The 14,038-nt window shown below is 38.8% G+C and carries 16 protein-coding genes, 1 pseudogene and 1 other annotated feature; of the genes and pseudogenes, 14 read left to right on the plus strand and 3 right to left on the minus strand.

The window, feature by feature from the left end; all coding sequences use genetic code 11:
- Positions 1-112: 112 nt before the first annotated feature.
- The 9 genes from MKX62_RS19040 (at position 113) to MKX62_RS19080 (ending at position 7,222) form a co-directional block, all read left to right on the plus strand.
- Positions 113-1,144 carry a S66 family peptidase gene (locus tag MKX62_RS19040; RefSeq protein ID WP_340742095.1) on the plus strand — a complete coding sequence of 344 codons (1,032 nt, stop codon included), beginning with the start codon at positions 113-115 and terminating at the stop codon, positions 1,142-1,144.
- Positions 1,145-1,459: 315 nt separating this feature from the next.
- Positions 1,460-2,116 (plus strand): HAD family hydrolase, encoded by a 657-nt coding sequence (locus MKX62_RS19045; protein ID WP_340742607.1) that lies wholly within the window; start codon positions 1,460-1,462, stop codon positions 2,114-2,116.
- The gene (locus MKX62_RS19050) at positions 2,106-2,723 is read left to right on the plus strand and encodes an NUDIX hydrolase (RefSeq protein WP_340742096.1); all 618 of its coding nucleotides are present in this window, start codon (positions 2,106-2,108) and stop codon (positions 2,721-2,723) included. Before MKX62_RS19045 ends, MKX62_RS19050 begins: the two co-directional genes overlap by 11 nt.
- 352 nt (positions 2,724-3,075) lie before the next feature.
- Entirely contained in the window at positions 3,076-3,585 is a 510-nt protein-coding gene (locus MKX62_RS19055) for a GrpB family protein (RefSeq protein WP_340742097.1), read from the plus strand.
- 50 nt (positions 3,586-3,635) lie between these two features.
- Positions 3,636-4,079, plus strand: coding sequence for a hypothetical protein (locus tag MKX62_RS19060; RefSeq protein ID WP_340742098.1), 444 nt, complete (start codon positions 3,636-3,638; stop codon positions 4,077-4,079).
- Between the two features lie 181 nt (positions 4,080-4,260).
- Complete coding sequence (locus tag MKX62_RS19065) at positions 4,261-4,806, plus strand: GNAT family N-acetyltransferase (RefSeq protein ID WP_340742608.1); 546 nt, start codon at positions 4,261-4,263, stop codon at positions 4,804-4,806.
- Between the two features lie 180 nt (positions 4,807-4,986).
- Positions 4,987-5,520, plus strand: coding sequence for a sigma-70 family RNA polymerase sigma factor (locus MKX62_RS19070; protein WP_067209202.1), 534 nt, complete (start codon positions 4,987-4,989; stop codon positions 5,518-5,520).
- A 3-nt stretch (positions 5,521-5,523) separates the two neighbouring features.
- Positions 5,524-5,931 (plus strand): PadR family transcriptional regulator, encoded by a 408-nt coding sequence (locus MKX62_RS19075; protein ID WP_187044818.1) that lies wholly within the window; start codon positions 5,524-5,526, stop codon positions 5,929-5,931.
- 7 nt (positions 5,932-5,938) lie between these two features.
- Entirely contained in the window at positions 5,939-7,222 is a 1,284-nt protein-coding gene (locus tag MKX62_RS19080; protein ID WP_340742099.1) for an FtsW/RodA/SpoVE family cell cycle protein, read from the plus strand.
- A gap of 137 nt (positions 7,223-7,359) precedes the next feature.
- On the opposite strand, the gene proC is transcribed toward MKX62_RS19080, so the two are convergent.
- The 3 genes from proC to MKX62_RS19095 all read right to left on the minus strand — a co-directional run bounded on the left by proC (position 7,360) and on the right by MKX62_RS19095 (position 10,834).
- Positions 7,360-8,169, minus strand: a complete 810-nt coding sequence (proC, locus tag MKX62_RS19085; RefSeq protein ID WP_340742100.1) for a pyrroline-5-carboxylate reductase — start codon at positions 8,167-8,169, stop codon at positions 7,360-7,362.
- A gap of 90 nt (positions 8,170-8,259) precedes the next feature.
- Positions 8,260-8,473, minus strand: a binding site (T-box leader).
- A gap of 71 nt (positions 8,474-8,544) precedes the next feature.
- The gene (locus MKX62_RS19090; protein WP_340742101.1) at positions 8,545-9,666 is read right to left on the minus strand and encodes a hypothetical protein; all 1,122 of its coding nucleotides are present in this window, start codon (positions 9,664-9,666) and stop codon (positions 8,545-8,547) included.
- Positions 9,667-9,685: 19 nt separating this feature from the next.
- Positions 9,686-10,834, minus strand: a complete 1,149-nt coding sequence (locus MKX62_RS19095; RefSeq protein ID WP_340742102.1) for an SPFH domain-containing protein — start codon at positions 10,832-10,834, stop codon at positions 9,686-9,688.
- Between the two features lie 173 nt (positions 10,835-11,007).
- Here MKX62_RS19095 and MKX62_RS19100 point away from each other — a divergent pair, with 173 nt between their 5' ends.
- The 5 genes and pseudogenes from MKX62_RS19100 (at position 11,008) to MKX62_RS19120 (ending at position 13,872) form a co-directional block, all read left to right on the plus strand.
- On the plus strand, positions 11,008-11,952 hold the full coding sequence (locus MKX62_RS19100; RefSeq protein ID WP_340742103.1) for an MBL fold metallo-hydrolase: 945 nt from the start codon (positions 11,008-11,010) through the stop codon (positions 11,950-11,952).
- Positions 11,939-12,691: an SDR family NAD(P)-dependent oxidoreductase gene (locus MKX62_RS19105; RefSeq protein WP_340742104.1), complete on the plus strand. Its 753-nt coding sequence runs from the start codon at positions 11,939-11,941 to the stop codon at positions 12,689-12,691. Before MKX62_RS19100 ends, MKX62_RS19105 begins: the two co-directional genes overlap by 14 nt.
- Before the next feature lie 54 nt (positions 12,692-12,745).
- Positions 12,746-12,974, plus strand: a pseudogene (locus MKX62_RS19110) (recombinase family protein); the annotation flags it as partial.
- A gap of 158 nt (positions 12,975-13,132) precedes the next feature.
- Positions 13,133-13,459 carry an ArsR/SmtB family transcription factor gene (locus MKX62_RS19115; RefSeq protein ID WP_067209217.1) on the plus strand — a complete coding sequence of 109 codons (327 nt, stop codon included), beginning with the start codon at positions 13,133-13,135 and terminating at the stop codon, positions 13,457-13,459.
- Entirely contained in the window at positions 13,456-13,872 is a 417-nt protein-coding gene (locus tag MKX62_RS19120) for an SRPBCC family protein (protein WP_340742105.1), read from the plus strand. The genes MKX62_RS19115 and MKX62_RS19120 overlap by 4 nt, the downstream gene beginning before the upstream one ends.
- Positions 13,873-14,038 lie beyond the last annotated feature (166 nt).

The following is a 14,038-nucleotide window of genomic DNA, read 5'->3' on the forward strand; positions in this document are numbered from 1 at the left end:
TAATAATATGGGTAATGAGTTACGATAGGCCTTAAGATTATTCAATGATTGAAGCTGATAATGAGCAATATTTTGCATAGACTGATAACAACAGGGGAAAGTGGGGATTAGTTTGCTAAAAAAACCAAAGAAACTGCAACCAGGAGATAAAATTGCAACAGTAAGTCCTTCTTGGGGAGGGGCAGGTGATTCAGAACTTAGATGGCGTTATGACCAAGGGGTTAAAAGAGTAGAAAGTATTTTTGGCCTTGAGGTCCTCCCGATGCCGAATAGTTTGAAAGGTTCAGAGTACCTTTATGAACATCCACAGGCTCGTGCAGAAGATCTAATGACGGCATTTAAGGATAAGAGCATTAAAGGAATCTTTGCGAATATTGGTGGGGAAGAAAGTATTCGTTTACTTCCATATATTGATTTCAACATAATACGAAAAAATCCAAAAATATTCATGGGCTATTCTGATGTGACGATTACTCATCTGTTTTGCCATAAAGCAGGTATATCTTCTTTTTATGGTCCGGCGATTTTAACTGATTTCGCTGAAAACGTTGAGATGGATTCCTATACAGTTGATATGTTGAAGCGGATACTTTTTTCTGATGAAGTTATCGGTAAAGTTAAACCTGCTCTAAAATGGACGAGTGAACGTTTGGAATGGCATGAAAGGAATAAGAATAGACGCCGGAAAATGCTACCAAATCATGGATATGAACTGCTTCAAGGGTCGGGAGTTGTACAAGGAAGATTGATTGGTGGGTGTATCGAAGTACTAGAATTCGCGAAGGGTACAGAGATTTGGCCCGAACAGAAGCATTGGAAGGACAGCATTCTGTTCTTCGAAACATCGGAGGAAAAACCCGAACCTAGTTTTATAAAATACTGGTTGCGTAATTATGCTGCACAAGGTATTCTTCAAATGGCAAATGGCATCATTTTTGGGAAACCACAGGACGAAAAATATTATGAATCCTATAAAGAAGTTATTCTTCAGGTCATGAAAGAGTATGGCTTAGAGGATTTACCGATTCTCTATAATTTGAATTTCGGCCACACAGAACCAAAAATTGTTTTGCCCTACGGTGTGATGGCAAAGATCAATTGCGATAAGGGGACTTTTTCGATTTTGGAAAGCGGGGTAGAATGAGGTAAGTGGTACTATCATTGTTGGATAAAAGAGTTGCTGATCAATTTAATTTGAAACGAACTCTTTTTTCATTAAAAGAGTTCGTTTCACTGTATTTATTCCAACAATTCATTCAATTAGGGTGCAATAGTAAATAAGAGTTTGACTTTACGAGGATGGATTAGTGTGGGGACAGAGTATCTAATCTGGATTGGTAGTCTAGCCTTATATTTCGTGAAGATAAAAGAGGAATCCACGATATTATAGGTGGTACGTATGTTGCCACCGTTAAACAGGGCGAATAGTGGTGTGAAAATCGAATTGAAGGACGTGTTCATTATCAAAGCGATTATATTTGATTTTGATGGGACTTTAGCGAATACCTTACCCATTTGTTATTATGCTTTTCAGTGTGTCTTCAATGAGTTTGATAGTAGAGATATTTCCATAGAAGAAATAAAGGCAATGTTTGGCCCGTCAGAAACTGGGATTATTCGAGAGAACCTATCCAATAGTAATAAAGACGAAGCTATTGAGTTGTACTATGCAAAGTACTCTGAACGCCATAACCAATTAGTTACACCACATAAGGAAATTGTTGATCTAGTAAAGCACTTAAAAGAAGTAGGACTCAAAATTGGGATCTTTACTGGAAAGGCAAAAAGAAGTTTAGATATATCTTTGAAAGCTTTACAGATGGAGGGGCTGTTTGAAGTCATCATAACAGGGGATGATGTGAACAAACCAAAACCTGATCCAGAAGGGTTATTAAAAGCTTTATCTCTTTTAGGTGTCGAAAGCAGTGAGGCACTATTTATCGGAGATAGTGATGCAGACATAGATGCTGGCGTTCAAGCGAATGTACATACTGTAGGCGTCCAATGGTTACCTGATTATCATTCAATGGAATTTACGATTGAACCTGATGCCATCTTTAAAAGTGTAACAGAATTCATTGATTCTATGAAAATTGGTGTCACTAATGAGTGCTAAATGGTTGGAATGGGCGAAGAGAATACAAGCAATATCTCAATCAGGATTAACCTTTTCAAAAGACATGTATGATATCGAGCGTTATGAAGAATTACGCATGATTAGTGCAGAAATCATGGAAGAACACACAGGGGTAGAAATGCAAAAAATCAAGGATTTATTTATGAATGAAACAGGTTATCAAACCCCTAAAGTCGATGTTCGTGGAGTAGTTTTTAAAGATAATACGATATTAATGGTAAAAGAAAATATGGATAATAGATGGTCTTTACCTGGTGGTTTTTGCGATATAGGGTTGTCGCCGTCTGAAAATATTATAAAGGAAATAAAAGAAGAATCTGGCTATGATGTAGTTCCTACGAAACTGCTTGCTTTGTTCGATAAAAATAAACATCCGCATCCTCCGCAACCGTATCATTATTATAAAATTTTTATTCAGTGTGAAATTGTTGGAGGTATTCCAGCTACCGGAATCGAAACGAGTGGTATTCAGTTTTTCTCTGAAAACAATATACCAGATCTTTCTGAAGATAGAGTGATAGAATCACAAATAAAAACACTTTTTGAGTTTTCAAGGGACCCTGATAAAGAGACGTTGTTTGATTAAATAGGGGGATGGCAGGCTTGAAAATCAATAAAAAAAGGGTTAGTAAACTTTTAGAGATATCTTTTTTCACTGTTAGTGGAGTCTATTTACTAGTAGCAGGGTTAGGATTAATTATCATGATATTTTTTACTAATTCTTATTTTTCGCAATGAAGATGTGATTTATGCGGCTATTATTCTAATACTTTTTAGGAGAAAGAAAGAACTAGCTTTCGTTAACGGGGACTATAATTTTATAAATGAACAGATGAGCCCCTGTTATTATAATTCTTATACTGTTCATCAGAATAAACATCATCGTTTAATAAAGCTATAAAAAAATGATTTATTGAACGACGGAAAGTGAGATTTAAATGAGAATAGTTGACGTTAAACCTTATGATGAACAATGGGTTTCAAACTTTGAAGAAGAGTCCCATAAATTGCATGAGATTTTCGGTTCTGAAATTATCGAGATACACCATATCGGCAGCACTTCTGTAATTGGACTGCTGGCAAAGCCCATTATAGATATAATGCCGGTAGTGAGGGACATTAATCGAATTGATGAATTTCACAAGGCAATGGTTGCCATTGGCTATGATCCAAAGGGGAAAAATGGTATACCCGAACGTCGATACTTCCAAAAAGGGGGAGATAATCGACCTCATCATGTTCATATTTATGAATCCGGGAATTCTGAAATTGAACGTCATCTTGCATTTCGGGATTACTTACGGGCACACCCAGATGTTGCTCAAAATTATGGGGATTTAAAAGAGAAGCTGTCTCAACGTTTTCCCTATGATATTGAATCATACATTAAAGGAAAAGAACAACTAGCATTGGAGATTGATAGAAAAGCGATAGCTTGGTATAGTTGATTATTTCACTTTGTTAATAATGACCAAGCATAAAGGTAGGCATGAAAATAATGAATTCCTCAGTAAAATATAAAATCAGAACGCTTTTAGGCTTCACTCTATTCATTATCATAGTGGGCTCTCTGTCATATCTTGCTGTCTACAAGCTTTCATTTTTACCAAATGGTTATGATATTGTTTCACAGCAAAAAGACAGTGTAATCGTAAAAAAATTTAATATAATTGGGTTAGAAAAGGATATCATTACCTTATCATTTTCTGGAAATAATTTGTGGAAAATTGAAGAATTGAACTATGGAATAAAGCGGCAGAAAGATTTTTGTTGGTTTCTATTTACTGCAAGTAGCATTTCGATTCTCATTCTTATTTTAAAATTGCGTAAGGGAGAGAAGTTTTGGAATGCAGTCTGGGGAAGTCGTATTTTTTTCGCTACACTGTTTCCGTTACTTATCCTCATGAACTCTTTGAATAGAATACAGGATTTTATTTCCTAAAGTCTCAGCTACTTACTATTTGAAAAAGCCAAATAAATTTATTTGGCTTTTTGTGAAGAACAACGATTTTCGAAGCTTTAATTACAATAAAATCGTTTATAACGCTAATGATAATATGTAGACGAAAACAGAGCAGATTATTGATATGGATGAACAAATAAATGGTGAAGGGGAATACACGATGAAAATTAACAGGCAAGAAATTAATGTTAACGGGACGAAATATATAATTAGATCTGCAATACATAAAGATGCACGGGCTTTGTCTGAAATCAGAATACAGATTGACGGAGAGACTCAAAACCTCGACAGAGAAAAAGGTGAAGATTTCATAGATGTACAAGGTTTTGAACAATTAATCAAAGCAGACATAGAAAATAAAAGGAACCTTTTTTTAGTTGCTGTAGTTCATGATAGGATTGTCGGTTTTTCAAGATGTGAAGGAAATCAATTGAAACGTTTTGCTCATAAAGTAGAATTTGGTGTCTGTGTTTTAAAAGATTATTGGGGCTATGGCATTGGCAAAAATCTTTTAAAAGAGTCCATCGCTTGGACTGACTCAAATGGAATTAAAAAAATAACCTTAAATGTTCTTGAAACAAATGAAAAAGCGATAAACCTTTATAAACAGTTTGGTTTTAAAACCGAAGGCATTCTAGAAAATGACAAAGTCCTTTCCGACGGCCTATACTACAATACCTTAGTTATGGGAAGATTTAACGTATGATGACTTGTGCACAGTTCGTGTTTTAAATTGAAAAATAGAATGAAACAACTTTACTGTTCAGGTGCACTAGTGAAAAAACGGTATGGCAACTGCCTGCCGTTTTTTTATGGAATTATTCAAAGCTTTTTAAAAACCTTCTAATAGGGCATCTCGTCTATTAATTAGGGAGGAGGGCTGAATATGGAAGAATTGATCGTTGGAGCGTTTGAAATAGAAGACAAGGTAGTACTAATGGATGAAATTATGAATCGTCATGGACAGGATATATTAAGGCTTGTTTATTCTTATGTCAGTAATAAAGAGGTAGCAGAGGATTTAACGCAGGATATCTTTATAAAATGTTATAAATCTCTTCATACATACAGTGGCAAATCAACGTTAAGAACATGGTTGTGGCGAATTGCTATTAATCATTGTAAGGACTTCCTAAAAAGCTGGTATAACAGGAATGTCATTATTACCGAAGATGAACCAACACATAATAGGACTACAAAAGAAATGATTGAAGAGGTCGTGATCCAGCAGGAAGAGGATGACCAATTAATCTCTGCAATCATGACACTGCCCATTAAATACCGAGAAGTGATTTATCTTTATTATTACGAGGAATTGCTAATCAAAGAAATCGCCTTGGTCACTGAAGTGGGCGGAAATACTGTTAAAACTAGACTTAGACGTGCTAAGGAGCTTTTAAAAGAACGATTGGAGGAATAAGTAATGGATGATCGTTTAAAAGGGCTGAAAAAATCAATGGATGCTAGTACATTTAGCCAACTCAATTTTACCGAGCAACATCGCAAGGGAATTCGGGACAAAATCAGCAAAAGTGATGACAGTGAAGAAGACATCTTATTAGCCGTTATGCAACTGCTAGTTTATGAAAAAACGGGCTATGAATTGGTGAATTTCTTGCGCGGACGGGGAATTCGTAAATTTGAGGATAATGAAGGAAGCTTATATGCCTTGTTGCACAAGCTAGAACAGGATGGCAGTTTACAATCCGGCTGGAATGAGTCGACTATTAAATATTATCAATTAAACAATAAAGGTAGGAAGTTATTACGAAAAACAGAGAAACAGTCTACAACTAAACGGTTTAATCGGAAAGGATTAGTGGAGGGGTGACAAACGAGTGGGAAAAAGAAGACTATCATTTTTAAACGAAGTTAGGGATCAAATTAAATCCAGAGAGGCAAAGGATTTTGTAGAGATAGAATTAGATTATCACATAAAAGAAGCGAAGAGTCACTTGTTAACGAAAGGGATAGATGAGACAGAGGCAGAAGAAAAAGCTGTCGGGCAAATGGGAAGTCCGGTAATGCTTGGTCAACAGCTGAACAAGCTTCATCGGCCAAAGGTGGATTGGCTGACAGTCGTTTTATTGATAACCACTATGGGGATAGGGTTTTTGCCACTGTTTTCTCTTGGTTATATGAATAATGGACATTTTGCAATTTATAAGATCATCTTTGTCCTTCTCGGTGCTGGGGTAGCTTTAGGGTTAATGTTGATTAACTATAGGGAATTGGAAAAGTTAGGATGGTTGTTTTACACAATAGGAGTGCTTGTCCTCATAATGATAAAAGCTCTTTCTAAAGGCTTTGTATTTGGGACATCTGTAGTAGAGATTGGCCCAGTAACAATTGAAAGCGTAATGTCTATTCCGTTCTTTTTCCTTGCATGGGCATCCTTTATCAATAACAAAAGGTTGAAAATTTGGCATTTGGGCATGTTGTTTGTCCTTTCTTTTTATTTACTCTTTACGATACCTAGTACTTCAACTGCCTATATATACACTGTCATGGTGTTTGCGATGGTTTGGTGGAGCAAATATAGTAGGAAAACTATTCTCGTAATTACGATACTAACGTCTAGTTCATTCATTATTTTTGGCTTAATCCTCTGGCCGTTATTAGCATTTTATCAGAAACTAAGGTTACTGGAATTTATCAATCCAGAAAAATATCCAACTGCTACGACATTGTACATTAAAGAGCGAATGTGCCAAGCAGGATGGTTTGGTAATTCAATGAATAAAGAGACCATAGTAGATGCTCACACCAATTTTGTTTTTGTGAGTTTTACTTATCATTATGGTTGGCTTTTTGGCATTGCACTTGTTGTACTTCTTTCGCTGTTTGCAAGTAGGATAGTGGTTGTCTTGCGTAAAATCAAGGTTCCATATGGGAAACTTCTACTGATTGGTGCGATTGCTCTTTATACAATCCAGTTTGTTAGCAATATTGGAATGTCACTCGGATACTTTCCGATGATCTCTATGTCATTGCCATTCATCAGTTATGGATTAATGCCAATTCTATTGAATGCCTTTTTAATTGGGGTCGTATTAAGTGTCTATCGAAGGAAAGATTTGACGTCGAGTCATTTTAGTCATATTGAAAGTGGGGAAATTTAGTTATATGTAAACTAGCTCGATAAGATAAAAGGCGAGCTTCTAAAACTTGAACGATAGCTCGAATAGTAGACACGTTTTATAAAAGTGACCTATTATTCGAGTTTTGCGTTCCACTATTTAGTGCAAAATGAATAGCTTTAAGACTGCGCCCCTAGCTCACGAGAACGCGCCTCCGCTTTCCCAATACATTGCGCAATCGTTTCTTTGAACTTCCCGTTCTCCAACGCATTCAATCCGGCTTCCGTTGTACCGCCTGGGCTCGTCACGTTTTTCCGTAGTTCCGCTGGCTCTGTACCTGTTTCTTTCAACATTGCCGCTGCGCCTTCAAGCGTTTGGATGATAAGCGCGCGCGCAATATCTTTTGAAAGCCCTTTGCCGATCGCTGCTTCCTCAAGTGCTTCTGCTAAATAATAGACATATGCAGGGCCGCTACCGGAAAGAGCAGTGACTGCATGTAAGTCATCTTCATCTACTTCTTTCACCATTCCGATTGACTCTAACAGACCGAGGATATGTTTTTTCAACTCTTCGCTAATCGCATGATTCCAAGCGATACCACTGGCAGATTTTCCGATTGTAGCGGAGGTATTTGGCATGGAGCGTGCGATAGGTCTTGCACCAAGACCATTTTCGATTGTCTGAATTGAAACGCCTGCAATAACCGACAAAACCGCTGTTTTATCATCCAAATAAGGAAGTGCATCCGCCATCGCCTGATGGATATCTTTTGGTTTCGTCGCAAGAACGACGAGATCTGCATTTTTCAGCGCCTCTTTTTCCTTGCAGACAATGGATACACCATATTTATTGTGTAATGAAAGTAGCCTTTCATCATCAGATCTATTCATAACAAAAACATTATGAGGTACCACTGCACCTTGTTCCACAATTCCTGCAATAACAGCTTCTGCCATAGAACCGGCACCTATAAATACAATCGTTTTCATTCAAATTACCCCTTTCATTCCATTAATAAAAACGTACGCACCTAGGCGCTGAAATCTGGACAATAAAAAAATGCGCTCTCGTCCCTACTAAATAAGGACGAAAACACATGTTTCCGCGGTACCACCTAAATTTACCGGCATAACACCGATACATCTCGTTCTTTCTTAACGCGAAAGGCACGCCTGTGTTTCCACAGCAGCTCAGAAGGAGGTTCGAAGCGGGAGAGGGGATGTGGCTTTCAGCCGGTGACCACATTTTCTGTTCTCCATTGCCGCAACTACTTGTCTTCGTCAACGCCTATATGTACTTGAATTAGACCGATTATTGCACGTCGTCTAAAAAAAGTCAACTATCTAATTTTTATCGAGTTATCGTTAGGTCATTTTCAAGATAAAGTAAATCGCAATCATAATCGCAATAACTATCCCTACGGCAATCGATACTTTCACGGCACTCACAGGGGATTTCCCGCTTACTTTGCCAGTTTGTCCATTGACGAGGAAGCGATAGACCTTATTGTTGAACTGGAATGATGAAATCCATAAAGGCAATAGAATGTGTTTGTAGGTAATGCTGTCATAGTCGGTGGAGACACTGACTATATTAACAACATCGCCATGAACTCTGCCGTGTATACCACTTGTAATTCCATCGTCTATGACAACTTTGGCATCATTCCATCCATCCATCAATGGAATTGAATACTTTTCTGCCAAAAATCCAGATAAATAGTCCATTTTATAATCAACAAGTCCATTTAGATGAAAAGGTTCCACTTTATCAATCAATCCACTGGCCACATTACGTGAAGCTTTCACCAATACATCATCGAAGAACTTGCTATAATGACCATGTTCTGTACGCCACCTGATTTTTCTCACTTGTTCTGTTACTTGTTTGGGTTTGCCATCTTCAATTACAGTCCGTGTTTTTGTAACATAATAATACGTACCAATTTGGACGACGTAGGATGAATTTGTCTGAGAGTCGAATGTCCAGTATGGAATGTAAGCACCAGCCAAATGGTCTAATTTATACGATTGGATCAGCTTGGAAGGAGCAAAATATTTCTTTTTCATCCACACCTTGAATTTTTCGACCGCTACGTCTTTTGTAATTTGAAAGGGGAGGACCAAAGCTGGTTTGATACCTGCGTGGTTTTCCGTTACCGCAATATGCGACGATCCACAAAACGAGCAAAAATCTGCTATCTTATCTTTATCTAAAAGGGTTTCGGCACCACAATTTCCACATTTGAAAACTCGCTTTTCATCATCCCAACTGTGGTCTTCTTTTTCTAGTGCCTGTAAGAAATCAAGTTCAATCGTGTTTTCTCGCGATGTCGAGATTTCTTTTTCACTCCCACAAAATGGGCATTTAAGTGTTCCACTTGAAGGGTCAAAAACTGTATTACCACCGCAGGAAGAACATTTATTCACTTCCGTTTGTTCAACTATCATCGCTTCCGCACGCTCATTGTTTTCTAAACTGGACACTCGAACACCTCTCTATCCATCACTGTTGCAGATTGTCGCCACAGTCCCCACAAAACTTTGTATTCGGGGCATTTACCTTGCCACATTTCGCACATGTTTTTTCGGTCACTTGTTTTGCGCCACATTCCCCGCAGAATTTTGCATCTTCATTTATTGCCGCCTGACAGCTAATGCATGGCACTTTTTGCTTTTGTACAGTTTCCCCACATTCGCCGCAAAACTTTGCGTTCGTATTAATGAGTGTCTGACAATGAGGGCAAGTCATTTTTTCTGGTTGCGGTGCTGAAGGCGAATTAATTTGTTGATGGTTGCCTTGGAGAGCTTTTGCCATCACACTGCCAATCGCAGCCCCTGCACCAATGCCTGCACCTGCACCTGCTAATCCGCCGCCTTCATTTTGCGCCGCATCTCTAATTGCTTCTGCCGCCTGGTATTGCTGATACTGATTCATGTTACCAATAACACCCATTGCAGTTTTTCGATCCAATACTTTTTCCACTTCTTCAGGGAGTGATAAGTTTTCAATATACAACGAAGTGATTTCAAATCCGAATGTACTGAATCGTTGCTTCATCTTCTCTTTGCCTTTTTCACTTAATTCGTCGTAGTTCATCGCTAGATCTAGAGCAGCAATATTCGATTCAGCAAACAGATCTGTAAGTCCCGACAGCACCATTTTTTTCAACTGCCCCTCAATGCTGCTGGTGTCATAGGATGCGCTCGTGCCAAACAGTTCTTTTAAGAAAACAACAGGTTCGGATACGCGATATGAGTATATGCCATAGCCACGTAATCGAATGACGCCAAATTCCGAATCGCGCATCATGATTGGATTCGAAGTGCCCCATTTCTGGTTGATGAACTGCTTCGTATTCACAAAATAGACTTCCGCTTTGAAAGGGGAGTCGAATCCAAACTTCCACGACTTTAATTTCGTTAAGATGGGCATGTTTTGTGTGTATAATAGATGACGTCCTGGCCCAAATACATCCGCAATTTCACCTTCATTGACGAAAATGGCAACTTGTGACTCCCTAACGGTTAATTCTGCACCCATTTTTATTTCGTTGTTTTGGACGGGGAAGCGGTAAACCATTGTACTTGCGTTTTGGTCCGTCCATTCAATGACTTCAATAAATTGACTTTTGAAAAATCCGAATAATCCCATGCTTAAGCCCTCCTAGTAATTCTATATCGTCGTAAATAACTGTTAAAATAGATACTTTGATTATACCATTTTAAAACTTCATGGTAGAGAATTGATTCAAAAGATGACGCTTGCTACTAAAAAAGGTACAATGGACTGAATACTCATTCATATTAATAAAGGGGATTTTACATATGATACAGAAAATTGTTATACCAACACCATTCGCAGTTGGCGATGTAAATGCATTTCTGATAAAAGGAGATACATTGTCACTCGTTGATGCGGGGCCGAAAACCCCTGAAGCATTTGAAGCATTGCAACAGGGCATCAAGGAAGCTGGGTATGCATTCAACGATATTGAACAAGTCATTTTGACACACCATCATCCTGATCATGCTGGCTGGATTGACGCGTTTGATAACGCTAAAGTTCTTGGTCATGTGTATAACGATTTATGGCTCAAACGGGATGAAGCTTTTTTCCGCTATCATGATGCGTTTTATCTCGATTGTCTTATCGAAGAAGGAGTGCCTGAGCAGTACCTTGGTTGGGTTAAGAAGATGAAACGATCCACTGCACTTATGGGGGAACGTCCACTGGATAGTATGCTTGCCGAGGGTGATGCGCTTCCGGGGCATCCTGGCTGGACAGTTATGGAAACACCTGGCCACGCTCAAAGCCACATCGTCTTATGGGATGAAGAGAATAGAACAATGATTGGTGGAGACTTAGTGCTTGAAAAAGTGTCTTCAAACCCGCTTATTGAACCACCACTTGATCCTGCACAGGGACGGCCGCATTCTCTATTGCAATATAACGAATCGTTGAAACGTATACTGACATTGCCTGTAGACATTATTTATACTGGGCATGGCAATGAAGTACGGAATGCTCACGAACTTATTGAAAGTCGACTAGTGAAACAGCGCGAACGTGCGTTAAAGGTACTTGCTATGATGAACGATGGCTCAAGGACAATTTTCGAATTAACCCGAGAACTGTTCCCGGCTGTCTATGAAAAAGAACTGGGTCTTACACTCTCTGAAACGATTGGGCAAACTGATTACCTTGTCAATGAAGGGCTAGCTCGCGAAACAAGGGATGAAGGCGGCGTCCTGCATTATGAACAAGCATAAATCGATACTCATAACAGGTGCGACTAGCGGGGTTGGATACGCACTGACTAAACGGCTGTTGGCAGTAGGTTACGAGGTGTGGGCGACAGGTAGGGCACTTGCCGTTTTAGAGGAGTTGCAACGTGAAGGTGCACATACGATACCTGCGGATTTTTCGAAAAAAGAAGATGTTGAGCAATTGATGGCAAAAATTGGTTCACCCGATGTCGTCATCTTTTCGGCGGGCGTTGGTTCATTCGATTTCGCTCACGAAACGTCTGATGAAGCAATTCAAAGCATGATGACAGTCAACGTAATCGCACCCATGCAGCTGACTAAACTTCTGTTGCCGAGCATGATGGAACGCCGCAGCGGACATTTGATTTTTCTAGGTTCACAAGCCGGAAAAGTGGCAACACCCAAGGCTTCTATTTATGCTGCGTCTAAGCATGCGATTATCGGCTATACGAACGCGCTTCGTATGGAAGTGGCTCCATTCGATATCCATGTGACGACTATTAACCCAGGTCCGATTGACACACCCTTTCTGGATCTCGCGGATGAAACAGGTACTTATCGCACATCACTTGGCAGGCATTTATTGACTGTGGAAACCGTGGTCGATGCGGTGTTTAAAACAGTAGGGAAACCAGTTCGCGATGTGAATTTACCTTGGTATATGGGTGTCACGAGTAAACTCCACGCAGTCGCTCCGACGCTTGTCGAACGGTTGGGGCGGAAGTATTTTATGAAGAAATAATAGGAATAAGCATTTTGCGAAAGCCGGCGTAATTGCCGGCTTTTTACCTTGAAAAACATATTTTTTGAAGAAAAATTTTCTGAAGCAACAAAGGATCGTGAACAACTTTAGAAGTTGTTAGAGTATCTACGAGGAAATTACATTATTTACGTTATAGACTTAATTCGGATCACTCGAAGTACGCAGAATTTATTTGAATTGATTGATTTAATACGAGGGAAAATGCAAGATTAAATCACTCAAGGATACAGGGCTAAATCTATTAGAAAATAATCCATATAGCCCAATTCCATTAAAGAACCGGATAATAGAATAGCAAGGGAATTTGACATGTCACCTTTAGGTGTCCTATAATAAATAAGACAACAAAAGGTGTCGTAATTATTATGAAGTTTAATCAGTGACGTTACAGGAAATATTAATGAAAAGGCGGGGCTGATTTTGAACGAAAAAAGTCAAGTGAGGGATGTTTATGACGCTGTTGCCGATCCAACAAGGCGAAAGTTAATTCAAATGTTGGCGGATGTTGAAGAATTACCCCTACATGAGATAACCGTTCATTTTCAAATGGGGCGTACAGCAGTATCTAAGCATTTATCGATCCTTAAAGAGGCGAATCTAGTAATTGCTCGAAAGGTCGGTAGGGAAACAAGATATCGGCTGAATGCAACCCCGTTGAAAGAAGTTCAAGATTGGGTATCCTTTTACGAAGGATTCTGGAATGAAAGAATTGCTAAATTAAATCTTTTATTGGAGGAGAAAAAATGAAATCAGATGTATCATTAGATTATCAATTTACAACTTCTATCGAGCAGGTGTGGAATGCTTTAACGGATTCGGACACACTTGCGAAATGGATATGGGATAATGATTTTAAACCAGTCGTTGGACATAAATTCCAGTTTCGGACAGAGCCTAACGAATGGTGGGATGGCATTGTAGATAGCGAGGTGCTCGAAGTGGACGAGCCTCATAAATTATCTTACATTTGGCTAAGTGCCGGAGAAAGCACTACTGTTACATGGACTTTGAAAGAAGGTTCAGATGGAACTGTCCATCTACATTTCGATCAAACTGGATTTAGTGAAGCAACAAAAGCACAACCAGGAGCCATCGAGGGAGCTACATATGCTTGGACGCAAATGGGTGAGCAACTCGAAAAAGTATTAGCAGAACTGTAAAAATGATTTCTTCATCCTTTATGATGTCTGCTTTTCAGGACTAACTTTATTATAAAAATAATCCATTCTTCAACAATATGGCGCTTTTCCGGAACATGGAAAGCGTCATTTTTAATGGAAGTAAGGATTAAGTAATCTAACAATTTTTGTTTGAATTATAATTTAG

The sequence above is a fragment of the Sporosarcina sp. FSL K6-5500 genome (assembly GCF_038005665.1).
Lineage (GTDB): Bacteria > Bacillota > Bacilli > Bacillales_A > Planococcaceae > Sporosarcina > Sporosarcina psychrophila.

What these genes read in the sequence shown, in the direction of transcription:
- MKX62_RS19050 (WP_340742096.1), top strand. Translation starts at nt 2,106, where the DNA reads ATGAGTGCTAAATGGTTGGAATGGGCGAAGAGAATACAAGCAATATCT.
- MKX62_RS19055 (WP_340742097.1), top strand. Translation starts at nt 3,076, where the DNA reads ATGAGAATAGTTGACGTTAAACCTTATGATGAACAATGGGTTTCAAAC.
- MKX62_RS19060 (WP_340742098.1), top strand. Translation starts at nt 3,636, where the DNA reads ATGAATTCCTCAGTAAAATATAAAATCAGAACGCTTTTAGGCTTCACT.
- MKX62_RS19065 (WP_340742608.1), top strand. Translation starts at nt 4,261, where the DNA reads ATGAAAATTAACAGGCAAGAAATTAATGTTAACGGGACGAAATATATA.
- MKX62_RS19070 (WP_067209202.1), top strand. Translation starts at nt 4,987, where the DNA reads ATGGAAGAATTGATCGTTGGAGCGTTTGAAATAGAAGACAAGGTAGTA.
- MKX62_RS19075 (WP_187044818.1), top strand. Translation starts at nt 5,524, where the DNA reads ATGGATGATCGTTTAAAAGGGCTGAAAAAATCAATGGATGCTAGTACA.
- proC (WP_340742100.1), bottom strand. Translation starts at nt 8,169, where the DNA reads ATGAAAACGATTGTATTTATAGGTGCCGGTTCTATGGCAGAAGCTGTT.
- MKX62_RS19095 (WP_340742102.1), bottom strand. Translation starts at nt 10,834, where the DNA reads ATGGGATTATTCGGATTTTTCAAAAGTCAATTTATTGAAGTCATTGAA.
- MKX62_RS19100 (WP_340742103.1), top strand. Translation starts at nt 11,008, where the DNA reads ATGATACAGAAAATTGTTATACCAACACCATTCGCAGTTGGCGATGTA.
- MKX62_RS19105 (WP_340742104.1), top strand. Translation starts at nt 11,939, where the DNA reads ATGAACAAGCATAAATCGATACTCATAACAGGTGCGACTAGCGGGGTT.
- MKX62_RS19120 (WP_340742105.1), top strand. Translation starts at nt 13,456, where the DNA reads ATGAAATCAGATGTATCATTAGATTATCAATTTACAACTTCTATCGAG.